The organism is Reyranella sp. (assembly GCF_017305915.1).
Lineage (GTDB): Bacteria > Pseudomonadota > Alphaproteobacteria > Reyranellales > Reyranellaceae > Reyranella.
In genome coordinates, this window is the sequence record NZ_JAFKJN010000041.1 from 14,662 (window position 1) to 31,119 (window position 16,458).

Annotated in this window: 14 protein-coding genes; 7 read left to right on the forward strand and 7 right to left on the reverse strand. The window is 68.5% G+C overall.

The window, feature by feature from the left end:
- The first annotated feature begins 127 nt into the window (after positions 1-127).
- The gene (locus J0J01_RS30455) at positions 128-559 is read left to right on the forward strand and encodes a GNAT family N-acetyltransferase (RefSeq protein ID WP_296387394.1); all 432 of its coding nucleotides are present in this window, start codon (positions 128-130) and stop codon (positions 557-559) included.
- A gap of 126 nt (positions 560-685) precedes the next feature.
- On the opposite strand, the gene J0J01_RS30460 is transcribed toward J0J01_RS30455, so the two are convergent.
- Both J0J01_RS30460 and J0J01_RS30465 read right to left on the reverse strand, forming a co-directional pair.
- Positions 686-1,516: a uracil-DNA glycosylase gene (locus J0J01_RS30460; protein ID WP_296387395.1), complete on the reverse strand. Its 831-nt coding sequence runs from the start codon at positions 1,514-1,516 to the stop codon at positions 686-688.
- Positions 1,513-2,541, reverse strand: coding sequence for an alpha/beta fold hydrolase (locus tag J0J01_RS30465; RefSeq protein ID WP_296387396.1), 1,029 nt, complete (start codon positions 2,539-2,541; stop codon positions 1,513-1,515). The genes J0J01_RS30460 and J0J01_RS30465 overlap by 4 nt, the downstream gene beginning before the upstream one ends.
- 84 nt (positions 2,542-2,625) lie before the next feature.
- Here J0J01_RS30465 and J0J01_RS30470 point away from each other — a divergent pair, with 84 nt between their 5' ends.
- The 3 genes from J0J01_RS30470 to J0J01_RS30480 are packed head-to-tail and all read left to right on the forward strand — an operon-like array spanning position 2,626 to position 6,917.
- Positions 2,626-4,281 carry an electron transfer flavoprotein-ubiquinone oxidoreductase gene (locus J0J01_RS30470; RefSeq protein ID WP_296387397.1) on the forward strand — a complete coding sequence of 552 codons (1,656 nt, stop codon included), beginning with the start codon at positions 2,626-2,628 and terminating at the stop codon, positions 4,279-4,281.
- A gap of 13 nt (positions 4,282-4,294) precedes the next feature.
- Positions 4,295-6,058: a tetratricopeptide repeat protein gene (locus tag J0J01_RS30475; RefSeq protein ID WP_296387398.1), complete on the forward strand. Its 1,764-nt coding sequence runs from the start codon at positions 4,295-4,297 to the stop codon at positions 6,056-6,058.
- Positions 6,059-6,068: 10 nt separating this feature from the next.
- Positions 6,069-6,917 carry a 4-(cytidine 5'-diphospho)-2-C-methyl-D-erythritol kinase gene (locus tag J0J01_RS30480; protein WP_296387399.1) on the forward strand — a complete coding sequence of 283 codons (849 nt, stop codon included), beginning with the start codon at positions 6,069-6,071 and terminating at the stop codon, positions 6,915-6,917.
- 39 nt (positions 6,918-6,956) lie between these two features.
- Here the strand turns inward: J0J01_RS30480 and J0J01_RS30485 are convergent, their stop codons facing one another.
- Together J0J01_RS30485 and J0J01_RS30490 are read right to left on the reverse strand one after the other, a co-directional pair.
- Positions 6,957-8,351 (reverse strand): peptidoglycan-binding protein, encoded by a 1,395-nt coding sequence (locus tag J0J01_RS30485; protein ID WP_296387400.1) that lies wholly within the window; start codon positions 8,349-8,351, stop codon positions 6,957-6,959.
- Between the two features lie 33 nt (positions 8,352-8,384).
- Positions 8,385-9,497: a COX15/CtaA family protein gene (locus J0J01_RS30490; RefSeq protein WP_365738855.1), complete on the reverse strand. Its 1,113-nt coding sequence runs from the start codon at positions 9,495-9,497 to the stop codon at positions 8,385-8,387.
- A 14-nt stretch (positions 9,498-9,511) separates the two neighbouring features.
- Between J0J01_RS30490 and J0J01_RS30495 the strand changes: the two genes are divergently transcribed.
- Both J0J01_RS30495 and J0J01_RS30500 read left to right on the forward strand, forming a co-directional pair.
- Entirely contained in the window at positions 9,512-12,967 is a 3,456-nt protein-coding gene (locus J0J01_RS30495) for an FAD-dependent oxidoreductase (protein WP_296387402.1), read from the forward strand.
- 86 nt (positions 12,968-13,053) lie between these two features.
- Positions 13,054-13,476 (forward strand): cupin domain-containing protein, encoded by a 423-nt coding sequence (locus J0J01_RS30500; protein WP_296387403.1) that lies wholly within the window; start codon positions 13,054-13,056, stop codon positions 13,474-13,476.
- On the opposite strand, the gene J0J01_RS30505 is transcribed toward J0J01_RS30500, so the two are convergent.
- The 3 genes from J0J01_RS30505 to J0J01_RS30515 are packed head-to-tail and all read right to left on the reverse strand — an operon-like array spanning position 13,449 to position 16,075.
- Entirely contained in the window at positions 13,449-13,982 is a 534-nt protein-coding gene (locus J0J01_RS30505) for a GNAT family protein (protein ID WP_296387404.1), read from the reverse strand. The two genes, J0J01_RS30500 and J0J01_RS30505, sit on opposite strands and share 28 nt — an antisense overlap.
- A 1-nt stretch (position 13,983) precedes the next feature.
- Positions 13,984-14,682, reverse strand: coding sequence for a class I SAM-dependent methyltransferase (locus tag J0J01_RS30510; RefSeq protein WP_296387405.1), 699 nt, complete (start codon positions 14,680-14,682; stop codon positions 13,984-13,986).
- Entirely contained in the window at positions 14,624-16,075 is a 1,452-nt protein-coding gene (locus J0J01_RS30515; RefSeq protein ID WP_296387406.1) for an MATE family efflux transporter, read from the reverse strand. The genes J0J01_RS30510 and J0J01_RS30515 overlap by 59 nt, the downstream gene beginning before the upstream one ends.
- A 69-nt stretch (positions 16,076-16,144) precedes the next feature.
- Here J0J01_RS30515 and J0J01_RS30520 point away from each other — a divergent pair, with 69 nt between their 5' ends.
- A complete protein-coding gene (locus J0J01_RS30520; RefSeq protein WP_296387407.1) occupies positions 16,145-16,456 on the forward strand; it encodes a cupin domain-containing protein in 312 nt (103 codons plus the stop codon).
- Positions 16,457-16,458 lie beyond the last annotated feature (2 nt).

Below are 16,458 nucleotides of genomic sequence, written 5' to 3' on the forward strand. Positions count from 1 at the left end.
ACGGTGTTACTTTTTGCGGCGATCTTGGCCGCGGCGTTCGGAACCGTCAAGGTTGCCCGGCGTGCAACGCCGCACTTCCCGCCGTCGAGACACCGCGCGCGCAACCCGTCCGAGTAGTGGATGAAGAATGACGACCAACGACGACCTCACCATCGTTTTCAACCCGGACATGGGCGGCGCCGAGGCCAAGTTCGTGCGCGAACGACTCGATCTGTACAACGTCGGCCAGACCGGTGTCTCGGCGTGGTACCCGGTGCAGTTCTTCGTCAAGAGCGCGCGCGGCGAGACGCTGGGCGGCGTGATGGGCGCGGTGTGGGGCGGCTGGCTGCAGATCGGCTTCCTGTGGGTCGACGATTCGGTGCGCGGCAAGGACTGGGGCACGCGGCTGATGGATCATGCCGAGGCCTATGCGCGCGAGCGCGGCTGCCATTCGGTGCTGCTCGACACCCACTCGTTCCAGGCGCGGCCGTTCTACGAGGGCCGCGGCTACGAGGTGTTCGGCACGCTCGACGACTTCCCCAAGGGACATAAGAAGTTCTTCCTGAGGAAGAAGCTGTAACCCGCTCACCTCATCCTGAGGAGCCGCGCAACGCGCGGCGTCTCGAAGGATGGCAACAGGCGCCATCCTTAGTGCCACCCTTCGAGACGCATCGCTTCGCGATGCTCCTCAGGGTGAGGTGGGGCACTAACCCAATTCCTTGAGCTTCTTGTCGATCGCCAGCAGGTCCTGCCAGCTCTGGCGCTTGCTCGCGGGCGTACGCAGCAGATAGGCGGGGTGGAAGGTCGGCATGGTCGGGATCACGGTGCCGTCGCCGAGCGTGTAGCCCGTCCACTTGCCGCGCAGCCGCGTGATGCCCTCGGTGGTGTCGAGCACCGCCTTCACCGCGACGCCGCCCGCCAGCACCAGCACCTTGGGCTTCGCCAGCTCGATGTGGCGGCGGGTGAAGGCCAGGCACATGCCCTGCTCGGCGGTGGTCGGCGTGCGGTTGCCGGGCGGTCGCCAGAACAGGATGTTGGTGATGTAGAAGCCGCCGTCGCGCGTCAGCCCGATCGACGCCATCATGCGGTCCATCAACTGGCCGCTGACGCCGACGAACGGCTTGCCGAGGCGGTCCTCGTCGGCGCCCGGCGCTTCGCCCACGATCATCACCGGCGCGCCGGGCGTGCCATCGGCGAACACGGTGTTCTTCGCCGTGCGCTTCAGCGCGCAGCCTTCGAAGCCGCGGATCGCCGCTTCGAGCTCGGCGAGGGTGCTGCAGCCATCGGCCAGCGTGCGCGCATCCTCGACGAGCTGCGGCGATTCGAGCGGCACCGGCGCGCGCGTTTGTGCCGGCGGAGGTGATGGCGGCGCGCGCAGGGGAGTCGGCGCGCGCGCGGCGGGCGGAGAGGGGGCAACCGCCGCGACGGCCGGCGCGGGCGGCGGCGCGGCGAAGCGGTCGATCGGCTCCTCGCCGATCGCCTCGTCGACGCCTTGCTCGACGTACCAGCGCAGCAGGGCGGCGGTGCCCTCGATCATCCCAGGCTCTTGATGTAGGCGGCGAGGATCGGCGCCCACATCGCCGCGTCCTGGTGGCTCGCCATGTGGCCCTTGTCCGACGGCAGCTCGACATAGGTCACGTCGACGCCCGCCTTGCGCATGCCGATCACGTATTCGGGGCACAACGCGATGTCGAACAGCTTGTCGGTCTTGGAATTGACGTACAGCACCTTGGCCTGCTTCAGCCGGTCGTACTGGTGCGTGATGTCGAAGCCGTCGATCGCTCGGCGCAAGGTCACCAGCGAATGGCCGTCGTACATCTTGGCCCAGCTCTTGGCGGCGACCTTGGCGGTTTCGGCGTCCTGGCCGTAATTCAGCAGCGTGTCGTAGCGGATCTGCTCGAGCACGCCGGGAATGCCGCCATTGTCGTAGTACCAGCCGTCGTTCCAGTTGGGATCGCTGGCCAGCCGCTTCTGCAGCGCGTCGAGGCCGCCCAGGCGATTGGGGGCGCGCGGCGCGGTCACCGACGCCGCGATGCCTTTCATGAAGCCCGGATAGCTCGCCGCCCACTGGAACGACTGGAAGCCGCCCATCGACGGGCCGACCACGGCGACCAGGCTCTTGAGCCCGAGCGAGTCCACCAGCAGCTTCTGGCTCGCCACCATGTCGCGCAGGGTGATGTGCGGGAAGGTCGGGCCGTAGGCCTTCTTGGTGCGCGGGTCGATCGTATTCGGTCCGCTGCTGCCGTGCGCCGAGCCCAGCGCGTTGACCGAGACCACGAAGTAGCGATCGGTATCTACCGCCTTGCCCGGCCCGATCAGGCCGTCGAACCAGCCGGCGGCGCCCGGCGCCACGCCGCGGCCCTCCTTGCCTGGCGCATTCTTGCCCGCGGCGTGATGGCTCGAGGTGTAGCCGTGCGCCACCAGCACCGCGTTGTCGGCCTTTGCATTGAGGCTGCCGTAAGTCTCGTAGGCGAGCTCGAGCAGCGGCAGGGTTTGCCCATTCTCGAGCGGAAAATCTTTGGCGGAGAACAGCTTGCTCTCGATATCGGTCAGTGCAGCCACGGCGATTCTTCCTTTTCGGGCAGGTGGCGATCCGGCACCCGACAGGCTATTTACAGTTGACGGTTTGGCAAGGCGAGAAGGCGAATGGCACGCGAGGCAATGGAATATGATGTCGTGATCGTCGGCGGCGGCCCGGCCGGGCTGGCGGCAGCGATCCGCCTCAAGCAGCTGGCGGCCGAGCGCAACCACGAAGTCTCCGTCTGCGTGCTCGAGAAGGGCTCGGAGGTCGGTGCGCACATTCTGTCCGGCGCCGTGATCGATCCGATCGGGATCAACGAGCTGATTCCCAACTGGAAGGAGCTGGGGGCCCCGATCGAGACCCAGGTCACGGACGACCGGTTCCTGTGGCTGACCAAGAAGGGCTCGCTGCGTTTCCCCGACTTCTCCCTGCCGCCGCTGATGCACAATCACGGCAACTACATCGTCAGCCTGGGCGACGTCTGCCGCTGGCTGGCAACCCAGGCCGAGGCGCTGGGCGTCGAGATCTATCCCGGCTTCGCCGCTGCCGAGGTGCTCTACAACGAGGACGGCGCGGTGAAGGGCGTCGCCACCGGCGACATGGGCATCGGCCGCAACGGCGAGAAGAAGGACACCTACACCGAAGGCATGGAGCTGCATGCCAAGTACACGCTGATCGCCGAGGGGGTGCGCGGCTCGCTCAGCAAGATGCTGTTCGCCAAGTTCGATCTGCGCGCCGGCGTCGATCCGCAGAAGTTCGGCATCGGCATCAAGGAGCTGTGGCAGGTCACGCCCGAGGCCTTCCAGAAGGGCCTGGTGGTGCACAGCCAGGGCTGGCCGCTGTCGGAGACCGGCAGCACCGGCGGCTCCTTCATGTACCACTTCGGCGACAATCTGGTCTCGATCGGCCTGGTCGTGCATCTCAACTACGAGAACCCGTATCTCTCGCCGTTCGACGAGTTCCAGCGCTTCAAGACCCATCCCGACGTCGCCAAGTACCTCAAAGGCGGCAAGCGGCTGGTCTACGGCTCGCGTGCGATCAACGAGGGCGGCGTGCAATCCGTCCCCAAGCTCGTCTTCCCGGGCGGCGCGCTGATCGGTTGCTCGGCAGGCTTCGTGAACGTGCCGCGCATCAAGGGCAGCCACAACGCGATCAAGAGCGGCATGCTGGGCGCCGAGGCCGCGTTCGAGGCGCTGGTTGCGGGCAAGACCGGCGGCGACGAGCTCTCCTCTTATCCGGCGGCGCTCAAGGCGTCGTGGGTCTGGAAGGACCTCGACAAGGTGCGCAACGTGAAGCCGGCGCTGAAGTGGGGCTCGGTGCTGGGCACGATCTACGGCGGCTTCGACATGTGGTGCCACGATCTCGGCATCCGCCTGCCCTGGACGATGCGGCACAAGAAGGCCGACTACGAGACCCTGCGGCCGGCCGCCGAGTTCCAGCCGATCCAGTACCCCAAGGCGGACGGCGTGGTCTCCTTCGACAAGCTCTCTTCAGTGTTTCTGTCGAACACCAACCACGAGGAGGACCAGCCGGTTCACCTCAAGCTGCGCGATCCCTCGATCCCGATCGCGGTCAATTTGCCGCTCTATGCCGAGCCGGCGCAGCGTTATTGTCCGGCAGGCGTTTACGAGGTCGTGACCTCGGACAACGGCCAGCCGCGGTTCCAGATCAACGCCCAGAACTGCGTGCACTGCAAGACGTGTGACATCAAGGATCCCGCGCAGAACATCGACTGGTCGGTGCCGGAAGGTGGCGGCGGGCCCAACTACCCCAATATGTGAGAGCCTCGTCCCCATGGCCTCGAAGCGTCCCCTCTCCCTCGCATTGCTGTCGGCGGCGCTCCTGCTGCCTTTGCCGATGACCAGCGAGGCCCAGCCGAGCAGCGGCCCCAAGCCGCGCCAGGCCCAGCCGGCCGGCCCGCAGCTCGCCTCGATCTCTCTCAGCGGCCGCTACCTCGCCGGCCGGGTCGCCGAGCAGGACCACGACTATGACGGCGGCGCCGATCAGTTCGACCTGGCGCTGTCGCAGGCGCCGGGCGATCTCGAGCTCGCCTACAGCACCTTCCGCTTGCGCATCTATGCCGGGCGCCTCGACGCCGCGGCGCAGCTTGCGCCACAGCTCCTGATCGCGCGGCCGAACGACGGGCTGCTCAACCTCGTCATGGCGATCCAGCAAATCAAGAAGGGCGACTATCGCGCCGCCGAGCAGCAGGTCGGCAAGATCGGCGGCACCGACCAGCTCGGGCCGCTGCGCGACTTCGTCGTCGCCTGGCTGAAGGCCGGCCAGAAGGACTTCGCCGCCGCGCGGGCCGCGATCGCCAAGCTCAAGCCGAGCGACGCCAATGCCCAGGCGCCGGTGGTGGTGATCGACGCCCAGATCGACGAGATGGCCGGCGACCGGGCGGCCGCCGAAGCCAAGTATCGCCGCGCCGTCGAGCTCGATCCCTCGGCGTTGCGCGTCGTGCTGATCGCCTCCGACGGCCTGCGCCGCCTCGGCAAGGACGCCGACGCGCGGGCGATCCTCAAGGCCTTCGGCGACAAATACAGCGACACCGTGGTGATGGACGGCCTGCTGGCGCCCAACGCGCCGATGCCCAAGCCGCCGTCGGCCGCGTCCGGCATCGGCGAGATCATGTTCGAGATCGGCAGCGCGCTGAACGCCGATCCGCGCAACGCGCGCAGCGACCTGGCGCTGATCTTCGAGCAGTTCGCGGTCGATCTGAAGCCCGAGCACGACTTCGCCTGGCTGACCATCGCCGGCCTCTACGAGCAGTGGGGCAATTCGTCCAAGGCGATGGCCGCCTACAACAAGGTCGGGCCGACCTCGGCGCTGTACTGGCAGGCGCGGTTGCGCGCCGCCGCCCTCGACGCGCAGGAGGAGCGCTTCGACGACGCGGCGAAGAAGCTCAGGGTGCTGGTGGCCGAGAAGCCCGAGCGCGTCGATGCCGTGCTGACCCTGGCCGAGCTGCTGCGCAACAGGGAGAAGTACGCCGACGCCGTCGCCGCCTACGATACCGCGATCGCCCGCATCAAGAAGGTCGAGGAGCGCCACTGGCCGATCTTCTTCGGCCGCGGCATCGTCGAGGAGCGCACCAAGCAGTGGCCCAAGGCCGAGGCCGACATGAAGAAGGCGCTCGAGCTCTCGCCAGAGCAGCCCTACGTGCTGAACTATCTCGGCTACAGCTGGATCGACCAGGGCATCAATCTCGATGCCGGCATGAAGATGCTGAAGCGTGCCACCGAGCTTCGGCCCGACGACGGCGCCATCACCGACTCGGTGGGCTGGGCCTATTACCGGCTCGGCCAGTTCGACAAGGCGGTCGAATGGCTGGAGCGGGCGAGCGAGCAGAAGGGCGACGACGCCACCGTGGTCGAGCATCTCGGCGACGCCTACTGGCATGTCGGCCGCTTCCGCGAGGCGCGCTTCCAGTGGAACCGCGCGCTCGGCCAGAAGCCGGAGAAGGACCGCATCCCGGTGCTGCTCGACAAGGTCGGCAACGGGCTCAATCCCGGCAACGACAAGCCGACGGTCTACGAGAAGGCGGCCGACCGCAAGTGACGGGCGGGACGTGACGGGCGCCCTGCGCGCGCCGGCCAAGGTCAACCTCTGGCTGAACGTCGTCGGCCGCCGCGCCGACGGCTATCACCTGCTCGACTCGCTGATCGCCTTCACCGATTTGACCGACGAGATCGCGGCACAGCCGGCCGACCGGCTGACGCTGGCGGTCGACGGCCCCTTGGCCGACGCGCTCGCGGGTGAAGCCGACAACCTGGTGCTCAAGGCTGCGCGCCTGCTGGCCGACCGCACTGGCGTGTCGCCGCGCGCCGCATTGCATCTCACCAAGCGCATCCCGGTGGCCGCCGGCCTCGGCGGCGGCTCGGCCGACGCCGCGGCGACATTGCGGGTGCTGGTCGATCTCTGGCGCGTCGCCCTGCCGATCGAGGAGCTGTTCGACCTGGCGGCGCGACTCGGCGCCGACGTGCCGATGTGCCTGGCCACCCGCGCCGCGCTCGCCTCCGGCGTCGGCGAGCGGCTGGCGCCGGCGCCGGCCTTGCCGGCCTGCGCCATCCTGCTGGTCAATCCCGGCGTGGCGCTGGCGACGCCGGAAGTCTTCGCCGCGCGGCGCGGCGACTTCTCGCCCGAGCGGCCGCTCGCGCGGCCGTGGACCGACCTCGCGGGTTTTGCAGCGGCGCTGGCCGAGCGCGGCAACGATCTCACCGACGCGGCGGTGTCGCTGCGGCCGGTCGTCGGCGAGGTGCTGGCCTTCCTGCGCCGGACCGACCGTGCGGTGCATGTCGCGATGAGCGGCAGCGGCGCCACCTGCTTCGCGCTCTACGCAACGACCGACGAAGCCCGACGCGCCGCGGCGCGTGTGCCCGCACCGTGGTGGCACCACGCGGGAACGCTGACCGGCTGAGCTGGAGGCGCGCCACTGGCGAGGACGCGCCCCCAGCCCTCAGCCGCCGGCTTTGGCGCGCGTGGCCTTGAGGGATTCGAACAGCGCCTGGCTTGGCTCGCCGGTCTCCTTGAGGCCGGACTTGCGCTGATAGTCGCGGATCGCGCGCCTGGTCAGCGGCCCGACCGTGCCGGTCGGCTCGGCCTTCAGCAGCTTGAGCTCGACCAGCAGCTGCTGGATGGCGCGGATCTGGTCCGCGCCCTTGGCCGGCCAGGCCGACGCGTCGGAATCAGGGCCGGGTGCGGGCGTCGATGCCGGTACCGGCGTCGATGATGGCACGTCGTGCTGCGCCTTCGCCTTGACGAGCGCGAGGTAGACTTCGCGCGAGACCTGGCCGGTCTCCGGCAGGCCGGCGCTCTTCTCGAACTCGCGGATCGCCGTCTTCGTCGCCGGTCCTGCCGCACCGTCCGCCTTGCCGCGCAGCCGCTGCAGGTCGATCAGCGCCTGCTGTACCGCCTTGACCTGGTCGACCGCGGTTTTCGGCCAGGCCGGCTCAGGCAGTGGCTCCTCGGCGGCCGCGCTCGGCGCCGGAGCCGGCGATGGCGCCGCGGCAGCAGCATTGGTCGCCGGGGCCGGTGGCGGGGCGGGCATCGGCGGCAGCGTGGATCGCGGCGGCGGCCGGGGCGGCGTCAGCGCCACCACGATCTGGCGGAACTCCTCCTTGCCGATCTTGTCGGCGCGCTCGCGGTCGGCGCCACTGATCGCCTGCTCCAGCGCCTCGCCGCGCGTCCGCGCGCTCTTGGCGAGCGGCGTCTCGCCGCCCTTGTTGGCCTGCAGCTCGAACTGGTTGGCGATCGAGAACCAGGCCAGCGCCGCGGCCGGATCCTTGAGCACCGCGCCGCCGCGCTCGTACATGTCGCCCAGGGTGAACATCGACGCGGTCATGCCCTGGCGAGCCGCCTCGCGCAGCAGCTCGATCGCCTTGGGCCCGTCCTGCGGCAAGCCCCTGCCGTCGCGCAGCATCAGGGCGAGGTTGTGCTTGGCGGCCGCCACGTTGCCGGCGGCGGCCTTGCGGTACCAGTCGACCGCCTTGGCCGAATCGCGATCGACCGAGATCCCGCGCTCGTACAGCACGCCCAGGGTGAACGCCGCCATCGGTGAGCCGGCATTGGCTGCGAGCTGGAACCAGGTCGTGCCCGTGTGCACGTCGCGCGGCACGCCGTCCGCCGCCAGCAGGCGGCGGCCGAGCTCTTCCATCGCCGCGACCTCATTGCCGTTGGCGCGGTGGCGTAGCTCCTCGATCGGCATGGCCGGCCAGGCCGATGCATCCTTCGGCGTGTCGGATGCGGCGATGGAGACCGGTGGCGCGCTATGGGCAGGCGCCGGCGCGACGCCGAAAGCGGCGGCGACCAGCAGGACCGGACGAAGGAAGCGCCTGGGGGGCTTGCGCCTCATCCCTGAAGAATAACCGATGCCGGTGTGGACAACTCACGTTCCCGTGCGATGACGTACCACCAGCAGGGTCGTGAGCAGCAGGATCGCGCCCGCCTGGTGCGCGGCGGCGATCGGGACGACCACGCCGCTCACGATGGTCGCGGCGCCGAGCGCGAACTGCAGCAGCGCCACACCGCCCGCGACCCAGGTCTCGGGCCGGCGCACGCGGAACGCCATCGCGATCACGCCCAGCGCCAGCAGGGTGGCGATCCAGCGGTGGATGAACTGCACGGTGGTGCCGTTCTCGAACGGGTTGATCCACCACGGATCGAGATCGAACAGACCGGGCGGGATCCAGTAGCCCGACATGGTCGGGAAGGTGTTGTGCGAGTTGCCGGCGCGCAGGCCCGCCATCAGCGCGCCGAAGGTCATGACGATGAGCAGGAAGGCGATCAGGCCGGTCGATTCGCGCCGGGTCTTGCCGTCGTCGTGGCGCGGACCCTGGCCGAGCCCGAGCACCAGCCAGACCGTGTAGGCATAGAGCGCGACGGCGAAGAGGAGATGGGCGGCCAGCCGGTAGTGGCTGACCGACGGCCGGTCGACCAGGCCGGAAGCCACCATCGCCCAGCCCAGGGCACCCTGCAGGCCGCCCAGGACGAGCAGGGCGAAAAGTCGCGCCTGCAGCGGCCGCGTGAGCTGGCCGCGCAGCCAGAACCAGAGCAGCGGCAGGGCGACCGCGAGCCCGATCAGCCGGCCCCACAGGCGGTGCAGGTATTCGAGCCAAAAGATCTGCTGGAATTCGGGGACGGTGAAACCACGATTCACCAAGCGGCCCTGCGGCGAGGAAAGATACTTCTGCAATTCCGCCTGCCACGCCTCGGCGCCGATCGGCGGCAGCCAGCCGGTGATCGGCTTCCATTCGACCATCGACAGGCCCGACTCGGTCAGCCGCGTGAAAGCGCCGAGCACGATCATGAAAAAAATCATGGTGGCTACGACGATCAGCCAGTTGCGAATCGCGGAGGAGGCGGGTTGCATGCGCGCCGGACCATGCGCGAAGCCCAAGCCCCCGTCAGCATCCTTAATGTCGCGAAGACCGGTCGCCTTGCGCCCGCCCGCGGCCTTCGCTAATCGGTTCGCACACGAACGAATCACCCCTTCCGCCATCCGGATATCCGACAATGAACGCGCCGGCGCTCGGCTACGGGCTGAGCTTCCACGACCTTTATGACCGCGAGGGCCTCGCGCGCCTCGATGCGGCGTTCGTGGCGTGGCTGAAAGAAGCCAATGTCGAGGGACACGCGCGCCTGATGGCTGCGCGTACCGCGCCGGACGGTCTTGCGACCAAGGACGAGTCCAACCTGCTGATCGAGCTGGCGCGCCCGCTCGAGGATTTCATCGGTGCGCTGTTCGGCGTCACGAACGAGGCCGCGTCGCTGCGCGCCCGGCACGTCACGCTGGCGCCGCTCTACGACTGCAAGCGGCTGTTCGTGCAGCGCTATGTCACCCGCGCCATCAAGCCGGATGCGGCGGCCTCGATCGACGATCCCGTCGTCGAGCTCCCCGTACGGATCGAGGACGATCTCGAGGCCTGGGAGCTCGCCTTCGCCCTCAAGGTGCGCGCGCTGATCGGCGCGGAGTTCAAGGTCGAGACGCCGACGCCCGAGCTCGAGGCGCTGACGCGCTACGCCGCCTGGGCGCTGCACACTCCCGAGGGCAAGAAGCGTCATCGCGACGGCCCGCTGTTCAAGGTGCCGCATCGGCTCGACTTCGAGCATCTGGTGCCGATCGAGACCGAGGTGGTCGACGGCGTCACCCGCATGATGCTGCCGCGGCCGTTGCTGCGCCATCGCGACGGCTTCGGCCTGACCGATCCGGGCTTCGATCTCGTGCGCTCGCTCGACCACACCTTCTACTGCATCTGGTGCCACAATCAGGGCAAGGACAGCTGCTCCAAGGGTCTCAAGGACCGCAAGACCGGCCAGTTCCAGAAGTCGCCGTTCGGTGTGACCCTCGCCGGCTGCCCGCTCGAGGAAAAGATCTCGGAGATGAATCTCCTCAAGAGCGAGGGCTTCTCCATCGGCGCGCTGGCGATGGCCGCGGTCGACAATCCGCTGGTGGCGGCGACCGGGCATCGCATCTGCAACGACTGCATGAAGGCCTGCATCTACCAGAAGCAGGAGCCGGTCGACATCCCGCAGATCGAGACCCGCACGCTGAAGGACGTGCTCGCCCTGCCGTGGGGCTTCGAGATCTACTCGCTTCTGACGCGCTGGAACCCGCTCAATCTGAGCCGCCCGATCCCGCGCCCCACCACCGGCCGTACGGTGCTGGTGGTCGGCCTCGGCCCGGCGGGTTTCAATCTCGCGCACCACCTGATGAACGACGGCCACGCCGTGGTCGGCATCGACGGCCTCAAGATCGAGCCGCTGCCGCCGCTTCAGTCGGGCGTCGAGGCCGACGGCGCGCGCCTGCCGTTCGCGGCGGTGAAGGACATCGCGACCTTGCGCGAGGATCTGAGCGAGCGGGCGATGGCGGGCTTCGGCGGCGTCGCCGAGTACGGCATCACCGTGCGCTGGGACAAGAATTACCTGAAACTGGTGCGCCTGCTGCTCGAACGGCGGGCGCAGTTCTCGATGTTCGGCGGCGTGCGCTTCGGCGGCACGGTCACGGTCGAGGACGCCTTCGCCATGGGCTTCGACCACGTGGCGCTGTGCGCCGGCGCGGGCAAGCCGACAGTGCTCGACATGCCCAACGGCCTGGCGCGCGGCGTGCGCGCGGCGTCGGACTTCCTGATGGCGCTGCAGCTCACCGGCGCGGGCAAGAAGGATTCGATCGCCAACCTGCAGATCCGCCTGCCTGTCGTGGTGGTCGGCGGCGGCCTGACCGCGATCGACACCGCCACCGAGTCGCTCGCCTATTACCCGCTGCAGGTCGAGAAGTTCCTGGCGCGCTACGAGGCGCTCGAGAAGAAGCCGGTCTGGAGCGACGAGGAGCGCGAGATCGCCGAGGAATACATCACCCACGCCAGGGCGATCCGAGAGGAGCGCGCCGCGGCGGCGCTAGAAGGCCGCGAGCCTGCGATCGAGAAGCTCATCAACGGCTGGGGCGGCGTCACCATCGCCTATCGCCGCCGGCTGATCGATTCGCCCTCGTACACCCTGAACCACGAGGAAGTGCACAAGGCGCTGGAGGAGGATATCCGCTTCGCCGAAGGCCTGTCGCCCGTCGCCGTCGAGGTCGATGCCTACGGCGCCGCCAAGGCGCTCAAGGTCACCGGCCAGCAGGGCGGCGAGAAGGTCGAGGCTGTATTGCCCGCGCGGACTATCCTTGTCGCGGCTGGCACGCAGCCCAACACCGTGCTGGCGCGCGAGGATGCGAGCCACGCCTTCATCGACGGCAAGTACTTCCGCGCCCTCGACGAGAACGGCGCGCCGGCGACGCCCGAGCGGGTCTGCAAGCCCGACGAAGTGCGCGTCCTGATGTATCGCCATCCCGACGGCCGCTTCATGTCGTTCTTCGGCGACCTGCATCCGTCGTTCGCCGGCAACGTCGTGAAGGCGATGGGCGGCGCCAAGCAGGGCTACCCGGTGCTGACCCGCAGCATGGAGACGCTGGCGGCGTCCAACCATTCGCCGCAGCAGATCCTCGATGAGGCCAACAAGTCCTGGCGCGCCAGGGTCGTGCGGGTCGATCGCCTGACGCCGACCATCGTCGAGATCGTGGTCGAGGCGCCGGCGGCGGCGCGCAACTTCGAGCCCGGCCAGTTCTATCGCCTTCAGAACTATGAGGCGCGGTCCAAGAAGATCGACGGCACCCTGCTCACCATGGAGGGCCTGGCGCTGACCGGCGCCTGGGTCGACAAGGACAAGGGCCTGCTGTCGCTGATCACGCTGGAGATGGGCGGCTCGTCCGATCTCTGCGCGCTGCTCGAGCCGGGCGAGCCGGTGATCGTCATGGGCCCGACCGGGACGCCGACCGAGATCGAGCCGGGCGAGACCGTCGTGCTGGCGGGCGGCGGCCTCGGCAACGCGGTGCTGTTCTCGATCGGCCAGGCGTTCCGCCGCGCCGGCAGCAAGGTGCTTTACTTCGCGGGCTACAAGCGGGTGATCGACCGCTACAAGGTCGAGGAGATCGAGGCGGCAGCCGACATCGTCATCTGGTGCTGCGACGAGGATCCGGGCTTCGAACCGACACGGCCGCAGGACAAGGCGCTGGTCGCCAACATCGTCGAGGCGATGCAGATGTATGCCGCGGGCGACCTGGGCGAGCAGCCGATCCCGTTCAATTCAGCCGACCGGCTGATCGCGATCGGCTCGGACGGCATGATGAACGCGGTGCGGCTCGCACGCCATTCGGTGCTCAAGCCCTACCTCAAGCCCGAGCATCGCGGCCTCGGCTCGATCAACTCCCCCATGCAATGCATGATGAAGGAGATCTGCGCCCAGTGCCTGCAGCTCCACAAGGACCCGCAGACCGGCAAGGAAACGGTGGTCTTCTCCTGCTTCAACCAGGACCAGGAGCTCGACCGCGTCGATTTCTCCTGCCTGCGTCAGCGCCTGCGCCAGAACAGCGTTCAGGAAAAGATCGGCGCCCTCTGGATCGACCGCTCGTTGCGCAGGCTGGGCGCGCGCTGACATTCGGGTGCGCGGAGCCGGAACGGCTCTTGCGGTTCGGGGGCGGGGCTAGCAGACTCCTAGCGGCTGCTTCCACGGGGAGTTCCATGACCGCTGCCTCCCATCCGCTCAAGATCGCCAAATTGGCGGACGCCTCGCGAGTCGAGTTCGGGCCGCTCTCTTTCTATCACCCGCTGGTCGCCGACGGGGACACGCCGGTGCGCACGGGCATCCAGACCGCCAACCCCGGCTATCAGGCGACGATGCACTGGCATCCCTATACGGAGCTGCTGTTCATCATCGAGGGCGAGGCCGACGTCTGGCTGCAGGGCGAGGAGCCGCATCGCCTGAAAGCCGGCGATTGCGTCGCCGTGCCGCCCGAGACGCCGCACACCTTCAAGGTGGTCGGCGACAAGCCGATGCGGCTGCTCGGCATCCATGCCAACGCCGAGCGTGTCACGAACTACATCGGCCGCAAGACCGACGCGCACGGTTATCCGGTCTACGACGAGCCGAAGGCGGCCGAGTAGGCCTCCATGATGACGTCGTCGTGCCAGCTTCCGTCGAGCAGCACGGCTGCGGGCTCGCGGTGCACTTCCCTGAAGCCGCACGCGGCATAGCAGCGGATCGCGCGTTCGTTGTAGGCCAGCACGCGCAAGGTGAGGCGCTCCAGGCCGAGCGGTCCGAAGGCATGCTCCAGCGCCAGCCGAACGGCCTCGCGGCCCAATCCGCGTCCGAGCTTGCCGGCGTCGTAGAAGCCGATCGCCAGCCGCGCACGACGCGCCACGCGATCGACGCCGTCGAGGCGGACCTCGCCCAGGAAGCGGCCCTCGTGCTCGACGACCCAGGCGTTCGGATGCGCGGCCAGCCGGGCGATCCAGTCGCGCGCCACCTCCAGGGTGAGCGGCGGCACGGTCTTCGGATCGGCGCCGAACATGCGCATGATTTCGGGATCGTTGCCCAGGGCGAAGCGGCCCTCGCCGTCGCTGTCGCGCGGCGGCCGGAGCGTCAGCGACGGACCGCTCAGCACCGTCATGTCAGGTGCGGGTCTTGACGAACCTGAACAGCACCTTGTCGGTCGTGTAGTAGCGCAACTGGTCGGTGACCTTGGGGAAATAGGCGCTGCCGATGGCGACCTGCATGAAGGCATCGAGCGACAGCGGCCGCACCGCGACGCTGAAGCCCGCATCGGCGAAGGCCCGCGAGACATCCTCCAGCGAATGGTCATAGATCGGGATCGACGAGGTCTCGGAGATCAGCTGGCGCCAGCGCGGCCACAGGCTCGAATCGGTGTGGCAGCCCATGGCGGCGATATAGGTGCCGCCCTGGCGCAGCGCCGCCTTGATGTCGCGGGCATGCTCGGCCGGGTCGGGCAGCAGGTAGACCACCTCGTGGCTGAAGGCGAAGTCGAAGGTCTGGCCGAGCCCGGCCGCCTGGTCCGCGACCTTGTACTGGATCGGGCGATGGCCCTTCAGCAGCTCGGCGCGGGCCACCGATTCGCGGGCGATGTCGATGCCGACCGCCGCCTTGAAGGGATGGTTGTCGTAGAGCAGCCGCAGGAAGCCGCCCTGGTTGCAGCCATAGTCGAGGATGGTCGAGGCGCTGAGATCGTGTGGCACCGAGACATCGACCATGCGCCGCCAGATCGGCGCATGGGCGGCGCCCATCGCTTCTTCGTCAGCGGGGTTGCGGTTCCAGGTGGCGATCGTCGACGGTCGGGAAAGGGGACGGGCCATCGCTTGCTCCGGGTGCGGACACAAGCCTAACACGTTTGCGGCCCCAGGGTTTCACCAGCAGCGGGCCGACAATCATCAAACCGTAAACGAACATCGCGACCGCGATCGCGATGAAGACGCCGTCGAGTCCCAGGCCGAGCCGCTCCGAGGCGAACCAGCCGCCGCTGGTGGCGAGGACCAGGCGCGAGACGCCGGCGACCAGCGGCGCGGTCATGCGGCCCGCACCCTGGCAGGCGAAGTTGATCGTCATGCCCATGGCGAACAGGCAGTAGAAGGGCGCGACATGGGTGATGTAGCCGACGGTCGCCGCCACGACCTGCGGATCGCTGGTAAAGAGCCGTGCCCAGCCTTCCGGCACCGCGGCGACGACCCAGCCGAAGGTGCCGATCAGGAAGAAGGCGATCAGCCCGCCGGTCCAGGTCGCCCGCACCGCGCGCGGCCAGTCGTTGGCGCCGACCGCCACGCCGACCAGCGTCGTCAGGCCCGAGCCGATGCCGAAGGCGAGCGGCACCAGCATGAACTCGAGCCGCACGCCGATGCCGTAGCCCGCCAGCGCCGTGATGCCGAAGCGGCCGACGAGACCGGTGACCAGCATCGCGGTCAGGTTGGCCGTCAGCGCCGAGAAGGAGGCGATCAGCCCGACCCGGAGGATCTCCCAGAACAGCCGGCGCTGCAGCGGGATACCGGTCAGCGCCGGCTGGAAGCCGAGCTTGCCGCGCCACACCGCGCGGGCCTGCAACAACGCCGCGATGGCCATCGTGGCGACCTGCGAGACCGCGGGACCGGCGACGCCGAGGCCCTGCCAGTCGAACAGGCCGAGCGCCAGCATGCCCGACAGCGGCACCTGCAGGATCGAGGAGAACAGCATGTAGCGGCCGGGCGTCGCGGCATCGCCGCCGCCGCGCAGCAGGGCGGCGAAGAAGAAGTTGGCCCACACCGCGACGCCGCCGGTGAACAAGACGTGGCTGTAGGTCTCGGCGTTGGCCAGCGCCGGGCCGCTGCCGCCCAGCAGCCGGAAGAAGGTCGGGAAGATCGTCCAGGCCATCAGGGTGAACAGGCCGGCGAAGATCACGCCCAGCACCAGCGCATGCAGCACCAGGGCGCGTGCATCCTCCAGCCGCTTGCCGCCCAGCGCCCGCGCCATCGCCGCGGCGACGCCGCCGCCCATGCCGCCGGCCGCCATCATCTGCATCAGCATCATGAACGGGAAGACCAGCGCGAAGCCCGCCAGCGCGTCGGTGCCGAGGCGGCCGAAGAAATAGGTCTCGGCGATCGCCACGAAGGTCTGGACGATCATCACCGCCGTGGTTGGCGCCGCCAGACGCCACAGGCTGCGGCCGATCGGGGCGGTCAGCAGGGGATGGGACAGGGAACTCTCCGGAAATGCGTGCATATGCACGGTATGGAGGGCGTGCGTTCCTGTCACCTGACAAATGGCCGGCCTGCCATTAGCTTTTTCGCCATGAGCGACGCTAAGACCGACAAGGACCGCCCCTTGGCAAAACCCACCGTCCAGGTGGAAAACGACCGTGTCATCGTCACCGAATGGCGCTTCCCGCCGGGCGGCCATACCGGCTGGCACAAGCACATGCACGACTATGTCGTGGTGCCGATCACGACAGGCGAACTGCATATCTTCGACGGCAAGGCGACGGTGCCGGCGCCGTTGCGGTCCGGCGTTTCCTACGCCCGCCAGACGGGCGTCGAGCACGACGTGATCAACCCCAACAGCTTCGAATTCGTCTTCATCGAGATCGAGCTGAAGACGCGGTGAGC